The following is a 19145-nucleotide window of genomic DNA, read 5'->3' as shown; positions in this document are numbered from 1 at the left end:
TGCTCAGATTCCTCGCTGCGTTTACCCTGAGCGAAGCGAAGGGCTCGGAATGACAAGAAGGGGTCGTGCGCAACATGCTCAGATTCCTCGCTGCGTTTACCCTGAGCGAAGCGAAGGGCTCGGAATGACAAGAAGGGGTCGTGCGCAACATGCTCAGATTCCTCGCTGCGTTTACCCTGAGCGAAGCGAAGGGCTCGGAATGACAAGAATGCGGCATCTTCAATCGTCATTGGTATTACCCGGGCATCCGGTAGATATCCGGCGACAACGCCACCAGATGCAGCACCCGCTGTTGCAACGGTGAAAGCGGCGTGATCGCGCCTAGACGCTGATTGATGCCGGGTGTGAGCATAATATCCTGGAAGGCGTCGAGCAATCGCTCGCCGGTGGTGCGCGATGCCGCACGTTCGCTGTCCGAAGCGGACAGCACCTCTTCCTTGATCAATTGGTCGCGCGCAATCGTTTCCAGCAGTGCGAGAGTGCGCAGCCCCAGAGCGAGCAGACGCACCAGTCCGGTCTCCAGTTCGGGAGTATGCACTTCATGTGGCGCCAACGAGAGCGGACGACCGTTCAAACGCTCGAATCCAGAGACCGGAGCGGCGATGGCAAGGATACGGTCGGCGGACAGGTCGTGCGGAGCAATGTTGGACACAAAGGTTTGCCAGCCCAGGCGTCGGATCGCCTGCGCAAGCGCGTCGGCATCGGTCGAAACGTTCAGGCCCACATCACGCTCGACGCGCATGCCCGTTGGGCGTCCGCGGTACCGGCGGACAAGTCGCTCCTGGACCTGCTCGGCAAAATCCAGGCGCAGCAACCCATGAACTTGATAACTGTCGAGGATGGCGTGGGCAGCTTCGCGCAACGCTTCAAGGGAACGCGGACGACGTTTCCCACGCTTACGCTCGACGAGCGCAAGCAATGCCGCCTCTGCGCGCACTAACCGGGTGCGGAGCGCTTCTTCCAGCCGATGCGCCTGCACCGGTGAACGCACAGCAATGCGTCGCTCGTTCCACGCCACGGTCGCGCCATCGATCTCGACACTGACCGGCGCGTACCATTCGATACTGTCGTCAGCAGTGAGATGGTGAGGATTGCCATTTCGCCCCGCCGCGCATGCGGGCGTATGCGCAGCAAAATGGGCTGTGAGCGGATTGAGAGAATCGGGATGCGTATCGGGGAGCGGGCAGAGGTACTCATCGTTGCGCATATGAACCGCACCCCGGAGTCCTGGAGCGAACAGCGAGTCACCAATAAATCGAAGCCGTTGTGAGGGCAGGTCCTGTGAGATCCGTTCCAGTATCCTGGCGAACAATACAGGTGGAACATGATCCTCGGGGAACGACCACGTTACGAACGGCAGATTCGACGCACGGATCGTTGCCAGTACAATTGACTGGCGCAACGTTCTGGCGCGCCAGGGATGCACTCTGGCGATCTGAAAGGCGCCGCTCGGCGCAACAAACCACGAACGCCCTTCGTACAGGCGCAGATTCACCTGGCGAGAGGTCCATGGCCAGGCGCGGAGCATACGACGGTTCAGATCGGTCTCGATTGCCTGCCATTGGTCGTCCTGGCTGAGTCCGATCAGCACATCGTGGAGCCGATCAATGCCCACGTCGGCATGCGTTATCTCGCTGCCGATGCACCAGCGCAGCGCCGCGATATGGGTCTCCACCCACTGCTGCACATGGGCGGGTTTGTGATCGCTGCACGACAGCAGATGCGTCAACCAGACCGCCGCAGTCCAACCAACGCTGAGGTTGCCCCAGTAGGCGCGTGTGGGAATGTGACGATCAAGCGCCTGAGGCAAGCCCATTCTGCGCATATGCGCAATAAGAATCGGAATATCATCAATCTGCTCGGCGGTCGTGTTCCACGTTTCGGTCTGTTCATGGGCGTAGGGCATGATCGTCAACCTGTATCTCTGCTGGCTCAGAATCTGCGTTGCACGGTAGATAGTATCAACCGGGGATGATCACCCCTTTGCAATTTCTGCGCTCAAGGTGAATGTTTATTAAAATTGCGCTGTATAATAAGGAGCATGCATACCTATCCATCGTCTCCACAGTGTCATCTCTTGCCGGGCGGGCTGTGCGTGTTGATCGAGCCATTGCCTCATATGCGTTCGGTATCGGTCGGCTGTTTCGTTGGCGTCGGCGCCGGTCATGAGGAGCGGCACGAAAGCGGCATTGCGCATTTCATTGAGCACATGCTGTTCAAAGGCGCCCAACGCCACCCATCGCCCAAACTCATTGCCGATGCTATCGAGGGCATCGGCGGAATCCTGGATGCCTATACCAGTTTTGAGTCGACGGTCTACTATGCCAAGGTGGCCGACATCTATTTTGACCGCGCGATTGATGTGCTCTCCGACATGCTGACGGCGCCGCGCTTTGATCCGCTCGATGTCGAGAAAGAGCGGCGCGTTATTGCGGAAGAACTGCATCAGACCGAAGACACGCCTTCGGAACTGGTGCATCTGTTGCTCGACGCGGCCATGTGGGGGGATCAACCACTTGGACGGGACATCGCCGGCAGCGAAGAGACGATTGCGGGATTGACTGTCGAACAGATCGTCGCCTTCTGGCGCATGCACTACACCAGAAGAAACATGGTCATTTCGATCGCGGGTCATGTCGATCCGCAACGCGCTCTTGATGCGGTCGCTGCCGCGTTTGATACCCTTCCCGAAGGAGCGCCGGGAGTCTTTCTGCCCAGCAAGCCGCCGCTTCCCGGTCCGGCATTAACGCTGCGCTGCGATGACAATGAACAGGGAAACTTCTGCATTGGCTTTCGCGGCGTGGCATACACCGACCCGGATCGCCGCGCGCTGCTGGCGCTCGACACGGTCGTGGGCAGCGGTCCGTCGTCGCGCCTGTTCCAGGCAATCCGCGAAGAGCGAGGATTAGCATATAACATTGGGAGTTATAGTCGCGAACATCACGATACCGGAAAGTGGGTCGTTTTCGGCAGCGTCGAGCCACCAAACCTGCGTGAGTGCCTGGCAACCGTCATGGCTGAACTGCGGCGCGTGCGCAATGAGGGGATTACTGCCGATGAACTCGCGCAAGTCAAGGAACAGGTAAAAGGCGGTATTCTTCTTTCACTCGAAGATACATGGGCGATTGCATCACGCAATGGCGCCCATCAACTGCGCTATGGGCGCGTGATTCCGATTGAGCAGGTAGTCGCCGAAGTTGAAACTGTATCTCGTGAGGACGTACTGCGAGTCGCACAACGCGTCGTGCGCGACGAGCATCTGCACATGGCGGTCATCGGTCCATACGATGATGCTGCTGACCTTAAAGAACTCCTGACAGTGGAGCAATCAGCGTGACCGCTTCCCGCCGTTGTGCCGGGCGGAGCGTAGCATCGTGTTTCGCCTGCTCCCCGGGAAACTCTTCACGTTCTCTCAGGTGACAGACACTCTTTCTTTGCGCTCACCTCGCACCTCTTGCCGCTTGCCGCTCGCTTCTGGTATGATGAAACCACTATGCCCAAACGCGGTGACATTATCATCCGTTCCGCCGAGACGCCTGCCGAACTCCATGCGTTCTTCCGGCTCGCAGCGGAGACATTCGCTCTCAACGCGCTCCATAGCGCCACGCGCTGGCAACAGCACGTCGAGTGCGCACCGGACTATGTTCCCGGACAGGTGCGTTGCGCCTTTGTCGCAACCACGCTGGTCGGCGGCTATATTCTGTATGAACGCAGCATGCGGGTCGGCTTCGTGACTATTCCAACCGGATGCTTCGCCAGTCTCGTCACCCATCCAGACTGGCGCGGTTGCGGGGTTGCCACGGCGCTGATGCACGATGCTCTGGCACGCGCAATCGAACGGCGTTTGGGGTTGATTCTGCTCGATGGCATCGCTGGCTTCTATGGCCGCTTCGGATACGTGGACGTTCTCGATACCACGCGCCATATCATTAACCGGGCGCACCTTGCTGCGATGCCCAGGAGTCCATACACGGTGCGTCCGGCGACACTGGATGATGCGCCGGTATTGCGCGACCTGTATGAACAGCACTATGCTGGCTACTGTGGCAGTTTTGTGCGCACTATCGCGCGGCAGCGCCACGATCTGGCGTTGCGACTGGAGGAGAATCCGCAATGCCTGGCATACGATGATGACGGGCAGGCATGCGGGTATCTGATCCTGCCGTCGCGAGCGCCGGGCAACCGTGCGATTGAAGCCGCCGCCGATAACTGGCACGCCGCACTGGCGCTGCTCCAGTACCACGCCAGCATTGCCAGGGAAGCGGCAGAGATCGACTGGTCTCTGCCGCCTGACTCGCCGACATTCTATGCCCTTGCCGATCATCTGAACCTGACGAGCCGTTCCGTTCACCATCCCGATGAGGGATGGATGGCGCGCTCTGCACACCTGCTAACGTTGCTCGACTGCATCAGGCCACTGCTCGATGCGCGACGCCGGTCATCTGGCGGCGCAGCGTTCCAATTACAGATCAGAGACGCCGATGTATCGTTGATTGTGGGAGAAGAAGCCAATGCGCCGGACCTGCCAACAGTCGCGCTGACACCGCAAGCGCTCGTGCAACTACTGTTCGGCTTTCGTCCGGCGCACTGGATTGCTCGTTCCCCTGGCATGCGCATTGCGCCGACGATTCTGCCGACACTCGACGCAATCTTTCCGACAGGTCACGCCTGGATTGCCGGGTCTGACGCATTTTGAGAGTTACACCGGAAGTTTCTTGAACATCTCGGCTGCGGCAAAACCGTGTTCTTTGCCCGCTTCTGCCATGCGCTGACGCACCCGCTCTTCCCAACCCTGAACCTCGTCCAGTTGCGTGTGATGCTCGCGCAACGCGGCAATCTTCCGGTCCACGTAGTCCGAGACATCTTCGGCGTAGTCCGGCTGCTCGGCGCCCCACAGGTAGAGCGCCTCGGGCCGCCAGACGCCAATGCCGATCTGTCCCAACCCCGGCATGAACAGGTGGTCGCGCGCGCTAACGACTGCCTCGATCACGGCGAAGCCGACGGCGCGATGGTCAGGGTGCAACATATAATGTTTCCAGGGATCGTGAGTGTAGATCGCATGCGGTTTGAAATGGCGAATGTAGAGAGCGAATTCGGCGCGCAATGCCGGAGACGGTTCAAGTTCACCATCGTTGTTACGCAGGAAGATCACGCGGCGCACTCCGAGCACTTCGGCGGCGGCGCGCTGCTCCTGCTCGCGAATTTCCGACAGGCGAAACGATGACATCGCCGGATCGTGGCTGCCTTTGTTGCCATTCGTGGCGATGATGAACGTGATGTCCCATCCCTGATCGGCAAGTTTGGCGATGGTTCCACCGGCGCCGAACTCATTGTCGTCGGGATGGGCGCCAATCACAAGCGCGCGTTTGGGTTCGTCGGTCATAGACGGGTCTCTGGAAAAATGCGTATTGAGTCAGTCGTTGCAGTATTATACCAACATCTGGGAATGAAGGCGATGCGACCTGCGCCCTGGCGATGCATTCTGAGCGTCAACGCTGATCCAAAGGTCGTGCCCATGTTCGCGCCGCAGGAGAGACGAGCGGAGTGAAGGGCGAGTGTTCGTCACTCGCCTGACAGGTACGCTGCCTGCAACGCTAGCAGCGCGAACGATTACTGAGATGTTGAACAAGGAAAGCGCCCTGTGAACCAACGTCCACCCCTGAAGCGTGTTGCCCGCGCGCTCATCTCTCTCGGTCGCGGTATTGCGGCTGTGCTGACCGGTGGAATTCTGCTGCTGGGGTTGACGGCAGCAATGGTTGTTGTGCAGGGCAGCCGGGACGAAGCGCGACCGGCTGGCGCGGCACTCGTGACCGGTGAAGCGGTTGACAGCGCCCTCACACCCGAACAAAAAGCGCAGTGCGATCATGCCATCAATCTCTACCGCCGCGGGATGGTTAGCCGCATGATTCTAACCGGCGATTCCATGTTTGTGGCGCTGGCTCGACCGTACCTGATCGATCAGGGATTGCCGCAACAGGCGTTGCTGCTCGCAGAAAACACATCACTGGTCGGAGGTATCCGCGCCGCAGCGAACCTGGCGCGCATCCAGGGCATTTCGTCGGTCGTTATCGTGGCAGAGCCGCCAATGATGCTCACCGCACTCAAGGTTGCACGCGACGAGGGGCTGACAGGGTACGGATCATCTCCCGGCGTTGTTTCAGTCGTTGAGAAACCCTATGCTGTGGCAGACGGGACCTGGCGCTATCTAAAGTACGTATTTGCGGGGATATGAACCTATGCTGGAAATTTGCCCGGGTTGTGGCGTCGCTTTGCCGGCGGTCGATGGAGGATCCCATCGATATATTGGCGCATCACCGTCGTGCTGGGCGATCTTTACAGCGCTCGTAAATGCGGGCGAACCGCCGCTGGCGTTTGCACCGCTCAATCAACTGATCACCGATGCGTATGCAGCCCAGCATCCGGGGACCCCTTCCGATCAGGCGATCCAATCTGTCGCGGTGCATACACTGACATTGTATGCCATCCTGGTGCGCGGGGTTGACCCGGAGCGCGCGCTCTGGGTCCGGCAGCGCGCTTTGCGCGGCACGCGGCGCGGACGATTCTTTTGGTTAACACCGCCCTCATTCAACAGCACACGCACCATCGCCGACATTGTGCGTCAGAGCACGCCAGAAGCACGAACCACCGAAGCGCAACACTATATCACTGATGTCTGGCAGCGTTGGTCTCTGCTCCATCAACAAACCATCGCAGATTGGCACGAAGCGTTCGTTATCGCCTGATACGCGGGCAGCGCCAGGCTCTCTGGTTTCGGGATTGGTTCATGGTTCTCGGTTCTCGGTTCTCAGTTCCCAGTTCTCAGTTCTCAACCCTAACCCTCTTCCAACAACCGCAATTGCTGCGCCTTCAACACGGCTTGCGTCCGATCACGCACATCGAGTTTCGCCAGAATATTCGAGATATGCGTCTTGACCGTGCCTTCGGTAATGACGAGCGCCGCAGCGATCTCTTTGTTCGACATGCCGCGCGCCAGGGCTTTCAACACATCGAGTTCGCGCTCGGTGAGCGCATTCGGCGATTTTGGCGTCATACGCTCCGGCGCCGCCGGTGCGCTAACCGCCAGGCGCAAGAACTCCGCCACGACTTTGCGCGCAATGCTCGGCTGAATAAGCGCTTCGCCGCGCGCAACCGTGCGCACCGCTTCCGCCATCTCCTCGCTGCTGATGTCCTTCAGCAGATAGCCGCGCGCACCGGCTTTCAACCCCTCGAACACATACTCATCGTCATCGAAAGTCGTCAGAATAATGACGCCAACATCGGGGAATCGCCGGCGCAACTCGCGCGTGGCAGTGACGCCATCCATCCCCGGCATGCGAACGTCCATCAGCACGACATCGGGGTGCAATCGCTCGACTGCCTCAATGGCGGCGCGCCCATCGCCGACGGCGCCGACAACCTCCAGGTCCGGCTCGAGTTCCAGCAGCATGGCGATTCCCTGGCGAATCAGGGTCTGATCATCGACCAGCAACACCCGGATCATAATGGACCTCGTTCGCGCGCGCCACAGGCGCAATGATATCGAGCAGAAAACCGCCTTCGGGCAGAGGACCGGCGCGCAACACGCCTCCCAACCGCTCAATCCGTTCGCGCAAGCCGGTCAATCCGAAACCGCCGCCTTCGTGCGCGCCATTGTTTGGCTGACCATTATCGCGAATCGTCAGGCGCGCGGTTTCCGGCAGAAATGTCAGCGTGACATCAATCTGCGAGGCATTGCCATGTTTGCGGGCATTGGTCAATCCCTCCTGCACGGCGCGGTACAGGGTCATCGCTAGCGTCTGCGGCAACGCTGGCAGATCGCCTGCCTGCACGAAGCGAACATCGATGGCGGTCGAGAGACGGAAGTCATCGATAAGACGTTCAATCGCCACATCGAGCGAGTGACCGTCGAGCGGCGACGGCTGCATGGCGGCGACGCTGCGCCGCACCTCGTCGAGTGCTGTCTGCGCCACTTCGCGGCACGTGACGATCACCGCGGCGGCGCGTTCCGGGTCGCGTTGGAGCAGGCGTGAGGCCGCCTGCAACTGAACGTTCAGGATGGTGAGATAGTGGCCAAGCCCATCGTGAATATCGCGCGCCAACCGCACCCGCTCTTCAATTGCTGCCATTTTCAATTCGCGTTCGCGCGCCGCGCGCAGTTCGTCGTGGCTCGCCTGTAACTGTGCCAGCAATTCCTCGGCACGCGCGCGCTGCGCCTCAGCCTGCTCCGTCTGCTGTTCGTACCGCTGGGAAAGCCGGACGAACATCGTCACAAACACAACGCCAAAACTGAACGTTGCAGCACTTTGAAGCGCCACCTCCAGGCCGACGAAGAAGGCGATCATCCCGCACACGCCGATCATCATGCCGCCAGCATAGATGAGCGCTGTTGCCAGCGGCAGCGTCCATGTCGCCTGTCCAACCAGCAAGAACAGGAGCATCGAAATGACGGTGCTCGCCGCTCCGCTGCTCAGGCTAAATGCAACGAAGTAGAGCGCACTTGCAAGCATCAGATAGATCGCCGTCTGGATCGGAGGCGTTGAACGCGGGCGAATATCGGACAAAGGCGGGATCAGGTTCAGCGCCAACAGTATGCTCAGCGCACCGACCACCACGCCTCGCTTCCAGAGCGGAGCATCAGGCTGCGCAGTGACGGCGGCGATCAGCGCGCCGACAATCATGACCACCGCGACGATCATCACACGGCCCGGCAGCATTGCGCGCCACCACGCGCGCAATGCATCGAAGAGCGCACCGAAGGCTCCGGTTCTGGGCTTTCGACCCTGTGATGAACATGGCGACGCCTGATTTCCCATGGTTTCCCCAAGACCATCGAGTCAGTCGGCATCCTCACCAGCAGCATGCACTGTTCCACCAACAAGGTTCTGTCACACCCCTCGTTCCCCGGCAAAAACCTCAAGGGTCGGGGGCGTCTTTAACCCTCTCATGTTCACCGTGCAACGTCCACCATGCGACGTGCAACCCTCATCCATCATACGCCAGCGTGTCGCGCACCGTCAAGCCAATCGCCGCGCGCGCCGGCAGGAGACTTGCGACGATACCGATCCCCGCTGCGACTGCCAGCCAGATGAACGCGCCATCCAGCGCCACGTGATAGTGCAACGGAATACGCAAAAATGTCATTCCCACGGCATTGCTCAACCAATCGCCAAGCGGCAGCGCAAGCACAATACCCATCACGGCGCTTGCCAGACTGATCGCCACGCCTTCGCCGATAACGATGCGGTACAACACCCCATTCGAGGCGCCAATCGCGCGCAAGACGCCGATTTCGCGGATGCGCTCGATAACGTTCAGGCTCAAGGCGCCGACCAACCCCTAACCCGCCGATGACTGCTAACAGCATGGCCATGGTGAGCAGAAACGAGACAATGATATTGATCAACGTAGCCGCCTGTTCCCGCTCCTCGGTGCGTGTCTGCGCCACTGCAACACTCACTCCCGCGTTTTCCAACGCTTCCCTCAATGCGATTGCCACCCGTTCTTGTGTGCCGGGATCGTTCGCCACAGCAACCACCCGAATTTCGCGCGTCTGTCCGACGGCGCCGGTGATCTGCGCCAGATATGGTTGGCCGGCGTACATGAACGGCATACCCGGCAAACCCTGCATGACGCCAACGATCCGCCACTCCGCCTCGCGGTTCCCGATCTTCAGCACAACGTTCTGCCCAACGCGCAGGTCTGGCTCGAAACGTCGCACATCGGCGCTGATAACCAATGCATGGTCTTCGCCGGGAAGCAGCCAGCGCCCCTCAACCACTTCCGGCGTGAAGAGCGCACTCTCAGGCGGCGGGGGATGATGCCAATGACCGGGCCTTCGCTTCCATCGGGTCGCAGGCGGTATGCCGACGCACTGCCCCAACTTTCGACATACGCCACACCGGGCGTCTGCTGCGCGAGGTGTTCGATCTGTGCGACACGATACGGGCGAACCAGCGTCACCAGCACGTCGTGGCAAGAGGTCGCCTGAATGATCTCAAACGTCTCGAACAACGAACGGCGCACGCTGAGCACCGATACGACAATCGCCGTCGCCAGCGTCAGTGTCGTCAATGTCAGCGCCAGACGCATCCGCTGCCGGAGTGCGTTGCCCAGCATGAGGATCACCGGCGTCGGGACGAGCGCCAACCGGGAGATTGTGTTCGCATCGCGGGTGGACGCCGCGATGCGAACGCCGGAATGCCGCCGATCCTCACACTGCCCGGCAATTGCTTCGCGGACGGTCAACCGTGCTGCACTGAGCACCGGTGCAAGCGACGCCAGCAGCGGCGCCAGCAACGCCATGCCGATTTGCAGCCCGATGACACCGGCAGGGGTTGTGAAGGTTCCCAGCTTGAAGTTGAGAAAATAGGCAAGGAAATTGACGAAGGATTCGGTGGCGACACGCGACGCGAGCAGCGCCAGTGACAGCGCCAGCGCGCCAAAAGCGAGCGCATACACTGCATAGACGAGGGCAATCTGCCGGGGGCGCGCTCCAATCGCCTTCATCACGCCGATCTGCCGCGTCTGTTGGGGCAGCAATGCTGTAATGGCATTTGTGACGAGCAGCACGCTCAGAAAGAGCGCCAGTGCGCCAAGAGTGCCAAGCACAATTGTGATTGCCTGAAAATAGTTGTGGAGCGGCAGTTCTCCCGGTCGCGCCACATCGATCCGCGTGACGCGCACGCCGGCGCGCTCGACATGCGCGCGAACCTGCTCCGCGATACGCCGGTTGTAGGGCGAGTCGGCGGGATTGTTGGTCAGCACATAGAGTTCATTGTAGCCAGGTGCGCCACCGAGCCACTCCAGCGTCTCGCGGTCAACGTACCCATACGCGCATCCCATGAACGTCGCCGGTATGCGCGAAAAATCGTATGCCAGCCCCGACAGACGAATCTCGCGCAATCGTCCATCGGCGGTCTCGATGGTAATGGTGTCATCGAGGCGCGCCTGCGCCAGACCCAGATAGCCAACCAGCAACGAGGTGCGTTCGAGGACGATTGTGCGACGCGGCGGGGGCCACGCGCCCGGTGTCCAGGATGCGTGGTCGGGTTCGAACACGATTTCGGGGCGCATCCGTGTTTCGCCATCGTCGGGCAACACAAAAAGTTCGATCACCTTCCAGGGACGGTGTGGAGCAGTGCGGAAGCGCAGTATCAGGCTGCGTCGCCCTTCGGCTTCGGCGACCCCTGGCAGGCGGCGCACGGCGCGGACCATCTCATCATCGAAGGCATCGTCGGTCTACAATATTGCGTTTGCCGGGCGAACCTCGGCGTAACTCTGCGCCAGGTCGCGCGACATGATGAAATACATATGAGCGACCGTGCCGATACCGCTGATCCCGGCGGCAATCGACAGCACCACAAGCAGGGTGCGCACCTTATTGTGCCACAGGTCACGAATGACTTTTTCCCAGCATGAACCGATCACAGACTCCTCACGCTCAGATCGACTGTCTATCGTCGCGCTGCCCGCGCCCCCACCAGACCACACGCCAGCATCACCACGGCGTCAACGGCGAACGATAGTGCCTGTTCGCCGTTGAGCGGCGCACTGAAAAGTGCGACTGCCAGTACAACCAGAAGGACGAGCGCCAGCAATACCGCACCCACGACCGACGGGGCGGCTGGCGCCGCCAACCGAGCCAGGCGTGTACCACGCCAGAATGCCACAATTGCCAGCAGCACCTTGGGTAATGCCCGATACCAGGCAGCGCTGGCAAGCGCAGTGACCGCCGCATGAATGGCTTCCGGGTCGCCGCGCGTCTGAAACCCGACCACAACCCCATATCCAACACTGACAGCGAACGCAAAGCCCAACGGAATGACGACCATCAGGATGCTCGACCAGATCACTGCGCCCCACGGGAATGATTGACGATGTTGCGCGACCATGGCGATCTCCTTCCGCTGCATCAATTTGGTCGTCAGCCATACAGTAGCGCATCATGGCGCTCCACAATAGCCACGAACGACAGAATTGCCGGATGATTCTGCGCGGCGGTTCTATCCAATGGCGTATGACCTTTGGCGGAGACTCCTCCCGGTGATACAATGAAGGCGTGTTCGCACGCATCTATTCCAGAGGTCTCCCGACTCTTTATGATCGAACGTCTGCCGCCTGATCCGCGCATGATTGCGCTCCCTGCCGAGTTGCGTAACGCTATCGCGCAGGCGCTCGACCGTGTTCCCGCAATCCGCTGGATGACCGCAGCGCGCACGTTGAGCGAGCAGTACCGCGCCCTCGATGACATTGGCGCAGCGCCGGCAGTGCGCACGCATCTCGATGCCCTTGGCTATGCTGCGCTCTTCATGCCGGCCACGTATGCGCAACTATACGGTGCGATGAAAGCGGCTGCCGAGCGCATCCCATCGTGGTCGCCGGAAACCATGCTCGATATGGGGAGCGGACCCGGAACGGCGCTCTGGGCAGCAACGGTGTGCTGGCCGTCGCTCCGCGACCTGACCGCCTGGGAGCGCGAGCCGGTGTTGATTGCGCTGGGGCGCAATTTTGCGCATACGAGCGCAAATCCGGCGCTGCGGAGCGTGCGTTGGGTGCAACGCACCCTGCAAGCCCCTATCGAACGCGGCATCCGGTTCGATCTGGTTGTGCTCGGTCACGTGCTTGGCGAAATACCACCGGATGAGCGCAGTGCGATTGTGGAAACCGCCTGGCGCCTGAGTCGTGGCATGCTCCTGATCGTCGAACCTGGCACTTCGGTTGGGTTTGCCGTGGTGCGCGCCGCGCGCGACCTGTTGCTCGCCAACGGCGCCGCCACGATTGCACCCTGCACCCACGATCAGCCCTGCCCGCTCACCAACGACTGGTGCCACTTTCCGCAACGACTGCGCCGTCCTGAGTTTCAGCGGCGCGCGCGCGGCGCGTCGTCGCCGTGGGAAGACGCCAAGTACAGTTATGCTGCGCTCACCCGCTTTCCGCCCGAACGACCGGTCTGGGGCAGGGTCATTCGCGAACCGACGTTCAACAAGGCGTATGCCGAAGTCCTGATCTCATCGCGCGACGGTATTCTGCGGCATCGCGCGCTCAAACGCGATCGCGACGCCTTCAAATGGGTCAAGCATCTTGAATGGGGACAGACACTCGAGGAGCAACCATGAAAGCCATTCTGTTCGATACGCCGGGCGCCCCTGATGTTTTGCAGTACGGCGATGCGCCCGACCCGACTCCCGGTTCTGATGAACTTCTGGTGCGGGTACGCGCTACGGCTGTCAACCGCGCCGACCTGCTTCAGCGTCGCGGCGCCTATGCCCCGCCGCCGGGAGCATCGCCGATCCTGGGTCTTGAACTGGCAGGTGAAGTAGTGACACCCACCGGTCAATGGCGCGCCGGTGACCGCGTCATGGCAGTCGTCACGGGCGGCGGGTACGCCGAACTGGCGGTTGTACCGGCTGGCATAGCAATGCGCATACCGGAGAACCTCTCGTTCGAAGAGGCGGCTGCCATTCCAGAAGCGTTTCTGACCGCCTTTCTCAACCTGTTCGCCATGGGGAAGTTGCAGACAGGCGAAACAGTGCTCATTCATGCTGGCGCCAGCGGCGTCGGCACGGCGGCGATACAACTGGCGCGCGTTGCCGGCGCGCGCGTCTTCGCCACCGCCGGTTCGGCGGAAAAACTGGCGCTCTGCCGCGAACTCGGCGCAGAACTGGCCATCAACTATCGTGAGGAGTCGTTTGCGATGCGCGTGCTTGAAGCAACCGGCAGTCGCGGCGTCGATCTGATCCTCGATTTTGTCGGCGCCCCCTACTGGCAGCAGAATACCGCAGCCCTGGCGCTCGACGGACGATTGCAACTGATCGGGTTCCTGGGAGGGTCAACAGGGCAGATCGACCTGGGACCGATCATGACGAAACGGTTGCGCGTCACCGGCGCCACCCTACGCCGCACGCCATTGTCGCAAAAAATCGCCCTCACCGCCGATTTTGTGGCGTTTGCGCACGACCGATTGACGCGCGGCGAATTGCGCCCAATCATCGACACGATCTACCCCCTGCGCGACGCTGCCGAAGCGCACCGCGTAATGGAAGCGAATCGCAACGCCGGAAAACTCGTGCTGCGGGTCGATACCGATGCCGCGTGACGACCGCCAATCAGGGACGAGGCGCTTGCTGGCGCACCCGTCGTATGCCGGTTCAGCAGGGCTGAGCATACCCGGAACCTCTCCGAGGAACCGCAGGCAAAGCGGTGCGATCGTTCAATCCGTTCAGAGCGGTCTTGAGCCACCGCTCCACTCGTGGCAAACATATCGCTTGCGACAGAGTGGCGCCCTGGTATGACGCCTCGCCGTGCCATCGAGCCATCGGTGCGACTCTGGCAATGACGACAGCCCGGGATTATTCGGACAGGCACGTACAGGGCTTCTCACACCGTCGGACCTTGAAGAATTGCCGAATGTGCGGCAGGCGTTGGTTGCGACAGGATCGATCGGCGCTCACTACCGGGAACACGTTTTCGATCACAAGCGAATGTTGGTTGGGAAGCCTGGAGATGTGCCGTCCACAACACTGTCCGGCGGCTCTCCGGCACGACGACAGACAGGCGGTGGCATATGAGCGACAAACCTCACCAGACGCATATTGCACAACGAACACCGATGCAACGCGTGTTCCCTCTCAAATGGCTGATCGGCGAACGGCTTGTGTTCGACCGGAAGATTGTTGCGATCACCGTTATCAGCCTGATCCTGCTCGCCTTCGACAACTATCGGAGCATTACCCCGTTCACATACTGGGATCGCGTCGTTCGCCACCTGATTATTCCGCTGCTGGTCATCATCGTCATCTTCCGCGAGCATCCGCGTTGTTATGGGTTTACCCTCGGCGACTGGAAAGCGGGGCTGGTGCTGACATTACTGGGCGCAGCGATCATGGCGCCGATCCTGTACGTCTTTGGACAGCGCGATCCGGCGCGCAACGCATACTACCGAGATATGAAGATGGTCTACCGTGGACGACGTTTCTCGATTTGGTCGGCTGGGAGTTTCTGTTTCGCGGATGGATTTTATTCGCTTATGCGCGATGGTTCAGTCCTGAAGCGTTATGGCTCCAGTCTGTGCCATTTGTGATAGCGCACATCGGCAAACCGGAATTGGAGACATTCTTTGCCATTATCGGCGGCTTTGGCTTTGGTTGGGTGGCATGGCGCACCCGATCGTTCGTCTGGTCCTTTCTGATCCACTGGTTCGTGGCGACCTTCCTCATTCTCGTTGCGGCGGCAGCGCATCCTGGCTGATCGCCGCCGCTGCCATTTACTCTGCCTGCCGCAATCGGTACTGCAACGCCTCTCCCAGGTGCTGTGCAGTAATGTGCGCAGACCCGGCGAGATCGGCAATGGTGCGCGCCAGTTTCAGAATGCGGTGATACCCGCGCGCCGAGAGATCGTGCTGGCGCATGGCGTTCTGCATAATGAGTTGACTCTGGCTGTTGAGCCGGCAGTGCTGATGGATTTCCGCCGGTCCCATATCGCTGTTGGTGAGCAGATGGGTTCCCCGGAAGCGACGTTCCTGGATCTGTCGTGCCGCAATCACCCGTTCGCGGATGATAGCCGACTCCTCGCCAGAGCGCAGGGTATTCAATTTGTCAAAAGGGACGCGCGGGGCATAGACAAACATATCGAACCGGTCGAGCACCGGTCCGCTGACCCGCCGCTGATACCGCGCGACTGCCGCTGCCGTGCAGGTACACTGGCGCTCCGGGTCGCCGTACCAACCGCATACGCAGGGGTTCTGTGCCGCGATCAGCATAAATGATGCAGGGTAAGTGATACTCCCGACAGCACGACTCAACGTAACCACCCGATCTTCAAGCGGTTGGCGCAGCACATCGAGTTTGCTGCCGAACTCCGGCAGTTCGTCGAGAAACAAGATGCCACGGTGCGCCAGTGAAATCATGCCGGGTTTGACCCGCACCCCGCCGCCGCCGACCAGCCCCGCCAGTGAGGTTGTGTGGTGCGGCGCACAGAAGGGTCGCTGGCGGATCAGAGGCGTATCCTTCGGCAATTGCCCGGCGACGCTGTAGATTTTCGTCACCTCAATCGCCTCACTCGTGGTCAGTGGCGGCAGGATCGAGATCAGCGCGCGCGCCATGAGCGTTTTTCCAGAGCCAGGGCTGCCGGTCATCAGCACGTGGTGCCCACCAGCGGCTGCGATTTCCAGCGCGCGCTTGACATGTTCCTGCCCGCGCACCACGCTGAAGTCTACCGGATATACCGGTGGCGGCGCAGTGTCGATTGGTCGGCTCAGATACTCCGGCAACGCCTTCACACCGCTCAGGTGCGCCGTCAGATCGTCGAGGCGCTGCACCGGGATAATGCTGATTCCACTGACCAGCGCCGCCTCCGCAGCATCTTCCTGGGGCACAAAGACGCGCCGGATGCCCTGTTCGCGCGCGACGGCGACCATCGGCAGCACGCCGTCGATGTGGCGCACAGCACCGTCGAGACCCAACTCGCCGATAAACACTGCATCGTGGACATCCCCCCGCACCTGTTCCGACGCCAGCAACAATCCAATGGCGATCGGCAGATCGTAGGCGGGACCAGCCTTCCGCAGATCGGCCGGCGCCAGGTTGACCGTGATCCGCTTCATCGGGAACGAGGCGCCGCAGTTGCGGACGGCAGCACGCACCCGCTCCCGGCTTTCCTGCACGGCGGTGTCCCCTAGCCCGACGATGGTGAAACTCGGCAATCCTTGCGCAATATCGACTTCGACCTCGACCAAAACGCCTTCGAGACCAATCACGGCGCTGCTATAAACTTTTGCCAGCATGCCATGCCTCCCGTTTGCCGCGGTTCCACAGGTATACCGTTTCAGTGTCAGGCAGGGATCGGGTCAGGGAGCGACAACAGGAAGAATGTCCTGTCGATCAAGCGATTCTATGCACTGTGGTTGCCGGGGGAAGGAACCTGCACATCCGTCTCCATCGTATCGGCGCAGCAACCATGCGCCGACACGCGCGGTCAACCAGCAACAAGCCCCATAAACAGGGAACGCATCTACTGGTATACTGGAGAGCGATGACCATAAGGGAGGGCATGGCGTGTGATCGTACTCATCGGTCGATGGTTGTTTCTTTTGTTGATTGCGGCAACGCTTATCACCGCATGTGAAGTTGTCGAGGGCGGGCGCATATCAAACACGCCGGCGCCGATGACGGCAACGCCGGGCACGCTGCCGTCATCGGCGACGAGTGTTCCATTCAGAACGGATACGCCCGCGCCAGACGCGCCATATCCCTATCCCGCACCATAGCGCAACCGTTTGCGTCTGTGTTGCGAAAATGGTATACTATAAGCCATGAGTTCACGGTTGTGTCGAAAAGTGGGCGTCCCCCACTTTTCTTATTGTTAGCGCGGTCATTGGGCGGTTGAGCGGCAGCGCAAACACGACGCCGAGGATACGATGAAAAGCGATTTTTATGCAGCAATCTCACAGATTGCGTCCGAACGCGGCATTCCCAAGGAAGCCATCGTCGAGGTCATGGAAAAGGCGCTGGCGACAGCGTATCGCCGAACGCTCGGTCCTAACCCACCGCCAATGGAGATATCGGTCCGGCTGGACCCGCTGACGGGCGCGGCGCGCGTCTATTCCGAAAAACAGGTCGTTGACGATGTCTACGATGAGCGCTTTGAGATCGATCTGGAGAGCGCCCGCAAGATCAAGCCCGATGTCGAACTGGGCGAGTCGGTCGTCGTCGAGACGACGCCGAAGGATTTTGGACGAATCGCAGCGCAAACGGCGAAACAGGTTATCCTTCAGGGAATCAAGGAAGTCGAGCGCGAACACATCTATGGCGAATACATGGATCGCGAGGGCGAACTGGTCACGGCGACCGTACAGCGCATGGCAAAGGGCAACGTCATTCTCGAAATGGGAAAAGCCGAAGCCGTCTTGCCGCCGAAGGAACAGGTCGAGACCGATCGCTACTACCACGGGCAGCGCCTGAAGGTCTACCTGATGGAAATCCGCCGTGAGGAACGCGGACCGAAACTGATCGCATCGCGCGCGCACAAAAATCTGATTACGCGCCTCTTCGAGATGGAAGTGCCGGAGATTTATAATGGCGCCGTCGAGATCAAGTCGATCGCGCGCGAGCCGGGTATCCGTACCAAAGTAGCAGTCGCGGCGCGGCAGGAGGGCATCGATCCGGTTGGTTCGTGCGTCGGTATGCGCGGCATTCGCATTCAGAACATCGTCAACGAACTGAATGGCGAAAAGATCGATGTTGTGCAGTGGTCGTCAAATCCAAAAGAGTTCATTGCGAATGCACTGTCGCCAGCACAGGTCGTTGAGGTGCAGTTGCGCGACGATGAACACGCTGCGACGGTCATTGTGCCGGATAAGCAACTCTCGCTGGCGATCGGTAAAGAAGGGCAGAATGTGCGCCTGGCGGCAAAACTGACGGGATGGCGGATCGATATCAAGAGCGCGTCGGCGTTGCTCGACGAAGAGCGCGCAGCGGCGGAGGCGCGCGATGCGGCAGAAGCGGAGGCGCTGGCGACTGAGGCGGCGCTGGCGACGGCAAAGGTCGAGATGCGCAAAGTGTACGCCGATGGAACGATCGTCTATCGGAAGCATCGCTATGGTCCACTCGGCGACGACCTGGTCGGCGAAACGGTGCAACTGCGCGCGACGCCGCAAAAACTGTACATCTATCGCGGTGATCGCCTGGTGGCATCGTATATGCTCGTTGGCGACGATGAAGAGGATGCGATCGAGGGCGACGAGTAAGTGGGTGATTGATGTGACGCAGATGCCGAAAAAAAAGCAGAAGGGACCGCGCCCAAAGCATGTGCCGCAGCGCACATGTGTGGTGTGTCGTTGCACCCATGCGAAACGCGCGCTGATTCGCCTGGTGCGCGATGCCGATGGTCGGGTGCATGTCGATCCAACCGGGAAGCGCAATGGGCGTGGCGCTTATCTGTGTCACAACTCTGAGTGCTGGAATCAGGCGATCCGGCGCGGTGCGCTGGCGCGCGCGCTGCGGATCGACGCGTTGCATCCGGATGATAGTGCGGCGCTTGAAGCATATGCGCGAGCGTTGACGCCGTTGACGATTGCAGAATAGTCGGCTGCTCCTCGTTGCGGTAGGCCTGTCACAATACCGCCAGCATCCATAGCGAAGTATTGCAGA

The 19145-nt window shown here is 60.4% G+C and carries 20 protein-coding genes; 11 read left to right on the top strand and 9 right to left on the bottom strand.

Annotated elements, in window-relative coordinates; translation table 11 throughout:
- Nucleotides 1-235 precede the first annotated feature (235 nt).
- Nucleotides 236-1906 carry a hypothetical protein gene (locus RCAS_RS05860; protein ID WP_012119675.1) on the bottom strand — a complete coding sequence of 557 codons (1671 nt, stop codon included), beginning with the start codon at nucleotides 1904-1906 and terminating at the stop codon, nucleotides 236-238.
- 135 nt (nucleotides 1907-2041) lie between these two features.
- Between RCAS_RS05860 and RCAS_RS05855 the strand changes: the two genes are divergently transcribed.
- Together RCAS_RS05855 and RCAS_RS05850 are read left to right on the top strand one after the other, a co-directional pair.
- Nucleotides 2042-3337 carry a M16 family metallopeptidase gene (locus RCAS_RS05855; RefSeq protein ID WP_012119674.1) on the top strand — a complete coding sequence of 432 codons (1296 nt, stop codon included), beginning with the start codon at nucleotides 2042-2044 and terminating at the stop codon, nucleotides 3335-3337.
- Between the two features lie 156 nt (nucleotides 3338-3493).
- On the top strand, nucleotides 3494-4696 hold the full coding sequence (locus RCAS_RS05850) for a GNAT family N-acetyltransferase (protein WP_012119673.1): 1203 nt from the start codon (nucleotides 3494-3496) through the stop codon (nucleotides 4694-4696).
- 3 nt (nucleotides 4697-4699) lie between these two features.
- Here RCAS_RS05850 and RCAS_RS05845 read toward each other — a convergent pair whose 3' ends face one another.
- Nucleotides 4700-5383 (bottom strand): PIG-L deacetylase family protein, encoded by a 684-nt coding sequence (locus RCAS_RS05845; protein ID WP_012119672.1) that lies wholly within the window; start codon nucleotides 5381-5383, stop codon nucleotides 4700-4702.
- Between the two features lie 258 nt (nucleotides 5384-5641).
- Here RCAS_RS05845 and RCAS_RS05840 point away from each other — a divergent pair, with 258 nt between their 5' ends.
- Complete coding sequence (locus RCAS_RS05840; protein WP_012119671.1) at nucleotides 5642-6232, top strand: ElyC/SanA/YdcF family protein; 591 nt, start codon at nucleotides 5642-5644, stop codon at nucleotides 6230-6232.
- A gap of 4 nt (nucleotides 6233-6236) precedes the next feature.
- Nucleotides 6237-6743, top strand: coding sequence for a DUF5946 family protein (locus RCAS_RS05835; protein WP_012119670.1), 507 nt, complete (start codon nucleotides 6237-6239; stop codon nucleotides 6741-6743).
- Between the two features lie 89 nt (nucleotides 6744-6832).
- Here the strand turns inward: RCAS_RS05835 and RCAS_RS05830 are convergent, their stop codons facing one another.
- The 6 genes from RCAS_RS05830 to RCAS_RS05805 all read right to left on the bottom strand — a co-directional run bounded on the left by RCAS_RS05830 (nucleotide 6833) and on the right by RCAS_RS05805 (nucleotide 11891).
- Complete coding sequence (locus tag RCAS_RS05830) at nucleotides 6833-7501, bottom strand: response regulator (RefSeq protein WP_012119669.1); 669 nt, start codon at nucleotides 7499-7501, stop codon at nucleotides 6833-6835.
- Nucleotides 7476-8714: a sensor histidine kinase gene (locus RCAS_RS05825; RefSeq protein WP_232280189.1), complete on the bottom strand. Its 1239-nt coding sequence runs from the start codon at nucleotides 8712-8714 to the stop codon at nucleotides 7476-7478. The genes RCAS_RS05830 and RCAS_RS05825 overlap by 26 nt, the downstream gene beginning before the upstream one ends.
- Nucleotides 8715-8982: 268 nt before the next feature.
- A complete protein-coding gene (locus RCAS_RS05820) occupies nucleotides 8983-9321 on the bottom strand; it encodes an ABC transporter permease (RefSeq protein ID WP_198136011.1) in 339 nt (112 codons plus the stop codon).
- A gap of 348 nt (nucleotides 9322-9669) precedes the next feature.
- The gene (locus RCAS_RS05815; RefSeq protein WP_041330280.1) at nucleotides 9670-11214 is read right to left on the bottom strand and encodes an ABC transporter permease; all 1545 of its coding nucleotides are present in this window, start codon (nucleotides 11212-11214) and stop codon (nucleotides 9670-9672) included.
- A 24-nt stretch (nucleotides 11215-11238) separates the two neighbouring features.
- Complete coding sequence (locus RCAS_RS05810; RefSeq protein WP_041330279.1) at nucleotides 11239-11427, bottom strand: hypothetical protein; 189 nt, start codon at nucleotides 11425-11427, stop codon at nucleotides 11239-11241.
- Nucleotides 11428-11453: 26 nt separating this feature from the next.
- Nucleotides 11454-11891, bottom strand: a complete 438-nt coding sequence (locus RCAS_RS05805) for a hypothetical protein (protein WP_012119667.1) — start codon at nucleotides 11889-11891, stop codon at nucleotides 11454-11456.
- 207 nt (nucleotides 11892-12098) lie between these two features.
- Between RCAS_RS05805 and RCAS_RS05800 the strand changes: the two genes are divergently transcribed.
- The 4 genes from RCAS_RS05800 (at nucleotide 12099) to RCAS_RS25545 (ending at nucleotide 15246) form a co-directional block, all read left to right on the top strand.
- The gene (locus RCAS_RS05800; RefSeq protein WP_041330278.1) at nucleotides 12099-13115 is read left to right on the top strand and encodes a small ribosomal subunit Rsm22 family protein; all 1017 of its coding nucleotides are present in this window, start codon (nucleotides 12099-12101) and stop codon (nucleotides 13113-13115) included.
- Complete coding sequence (locus tag RCAS_RS05795) at nucleotides 13112-14095, top strand: NAD(P)H-quinone oxidoreductase (RefSeq protein ID WP_012119665.1); 984 nt, start codon at nucleotides 13112-13114, stop codon at nucleotides 14093-14095. Before RCAS_RS05800 ends, RCAS_RS05795 begins: the two co-directional genes overlap by 4 nt.
- 468 nt (nucleotides 14096-14563) lie before the next feature.
- Nucleotides 14564-15079 carry a hypothetical protein gene (locus RCAS_RS25550; protein ID WP_041330276.1) on the top strand — a complete coding sequence of 172 codons (516 nt, stop codon included), beginning with the start codon at nucleotides 14564-14566 and terminating at the stop codon, nucleotides 15077-15079.
- Complete coding sequence (locus tag RCAS_RS25545) at nucleotides 14980-15246, top strand: CPBP family intramembrane glutamic endopeptidase (protein ID WP_198136010.1); 267 nt, start codon at nucleotides 14980-14982, stop codon at nucleotides 15244-15246. The genes RCAS_RS25550 and RCAS_RS25545 overlap by 100 nt, the downstream gene beginning before the upstream one ends.
- Nucleotides 15247-15262: 16 nt before the next feature.
- On the opposite strand, the gene RCAS_RS05780 is transcribed toward RCAS_RS25545, so the two are convergent.
- Nucleotides 15263-16780, bottom strand: coding sequence for a YifB family Mg chelatase-like AAA ATPase (locus tag RCAS_RS05780; RefSeq protein WP_012119664.1), 1518 nt, complete (start codon nucleotides 16778-16780; stop codon nucleotides 15263-15265).
- A 273-nt stretch (nucleotides 16781-17053) separates the two neighbouring features.
- Between RCAS_RS05780 and RCAS_RS05775 the strand changes: the two genes are divergently transcribed.
- From RCAS_RS05775 to rnpM, 3 genes are all read left to right on the top strand, one after another.
- A complete protein-coding gene (locus tag RCAS_RS05775; protein WP_041330274.1) occupies nucleotides 17054-17263 on the top strand; it encodes a hypothetical protein in 210 nt (69 codons plus the stop codon).
- 150 nt (nucleotides 17264-17413) lie between these two features.
- Complete coding sequence (nusA, locus tag RCAS_RS05770; protein ID WP_012119663.1) at nucleotides 17414-18742, top strand: transcription termination factor NusA; 1329 nt, start codon at nucleotides 17414-17416, stop codon at nucleotides 18740-18742.
- Between the two features lie 22 nt (nucleotides 18743-18764).
- The gene (gene rnpM, locus RCAS_RS05765; RefSeq protein ID WP_012119662.1) at nucleotides 18765-19079 is read left to right on the top strand and encodes an RNase P modulator RnpM; all 315 of its coding nucleotides are present in this window, start codon (nucleotides 18765-18767) and stop codon (nucleotides 19077-19079) included.
- The last annotated feature ends 66 nt before the right edge of the window (nucleotides 19080-19145 follow it).

Origin of the sequence: Roseiflexus castenholzii DSM 13941, from assembly GCF_000017805.1 — a bacterium.
Lineage (GTDB): Bacteria > Chloroflexota > Chloroflexia > Chloroflexales > Roseiflexaceae > Roseiflexus > Roseiflexus castenholzii.
This window is presented reverse-complemented; position numbering and strand designations above follow the sequence as displayed.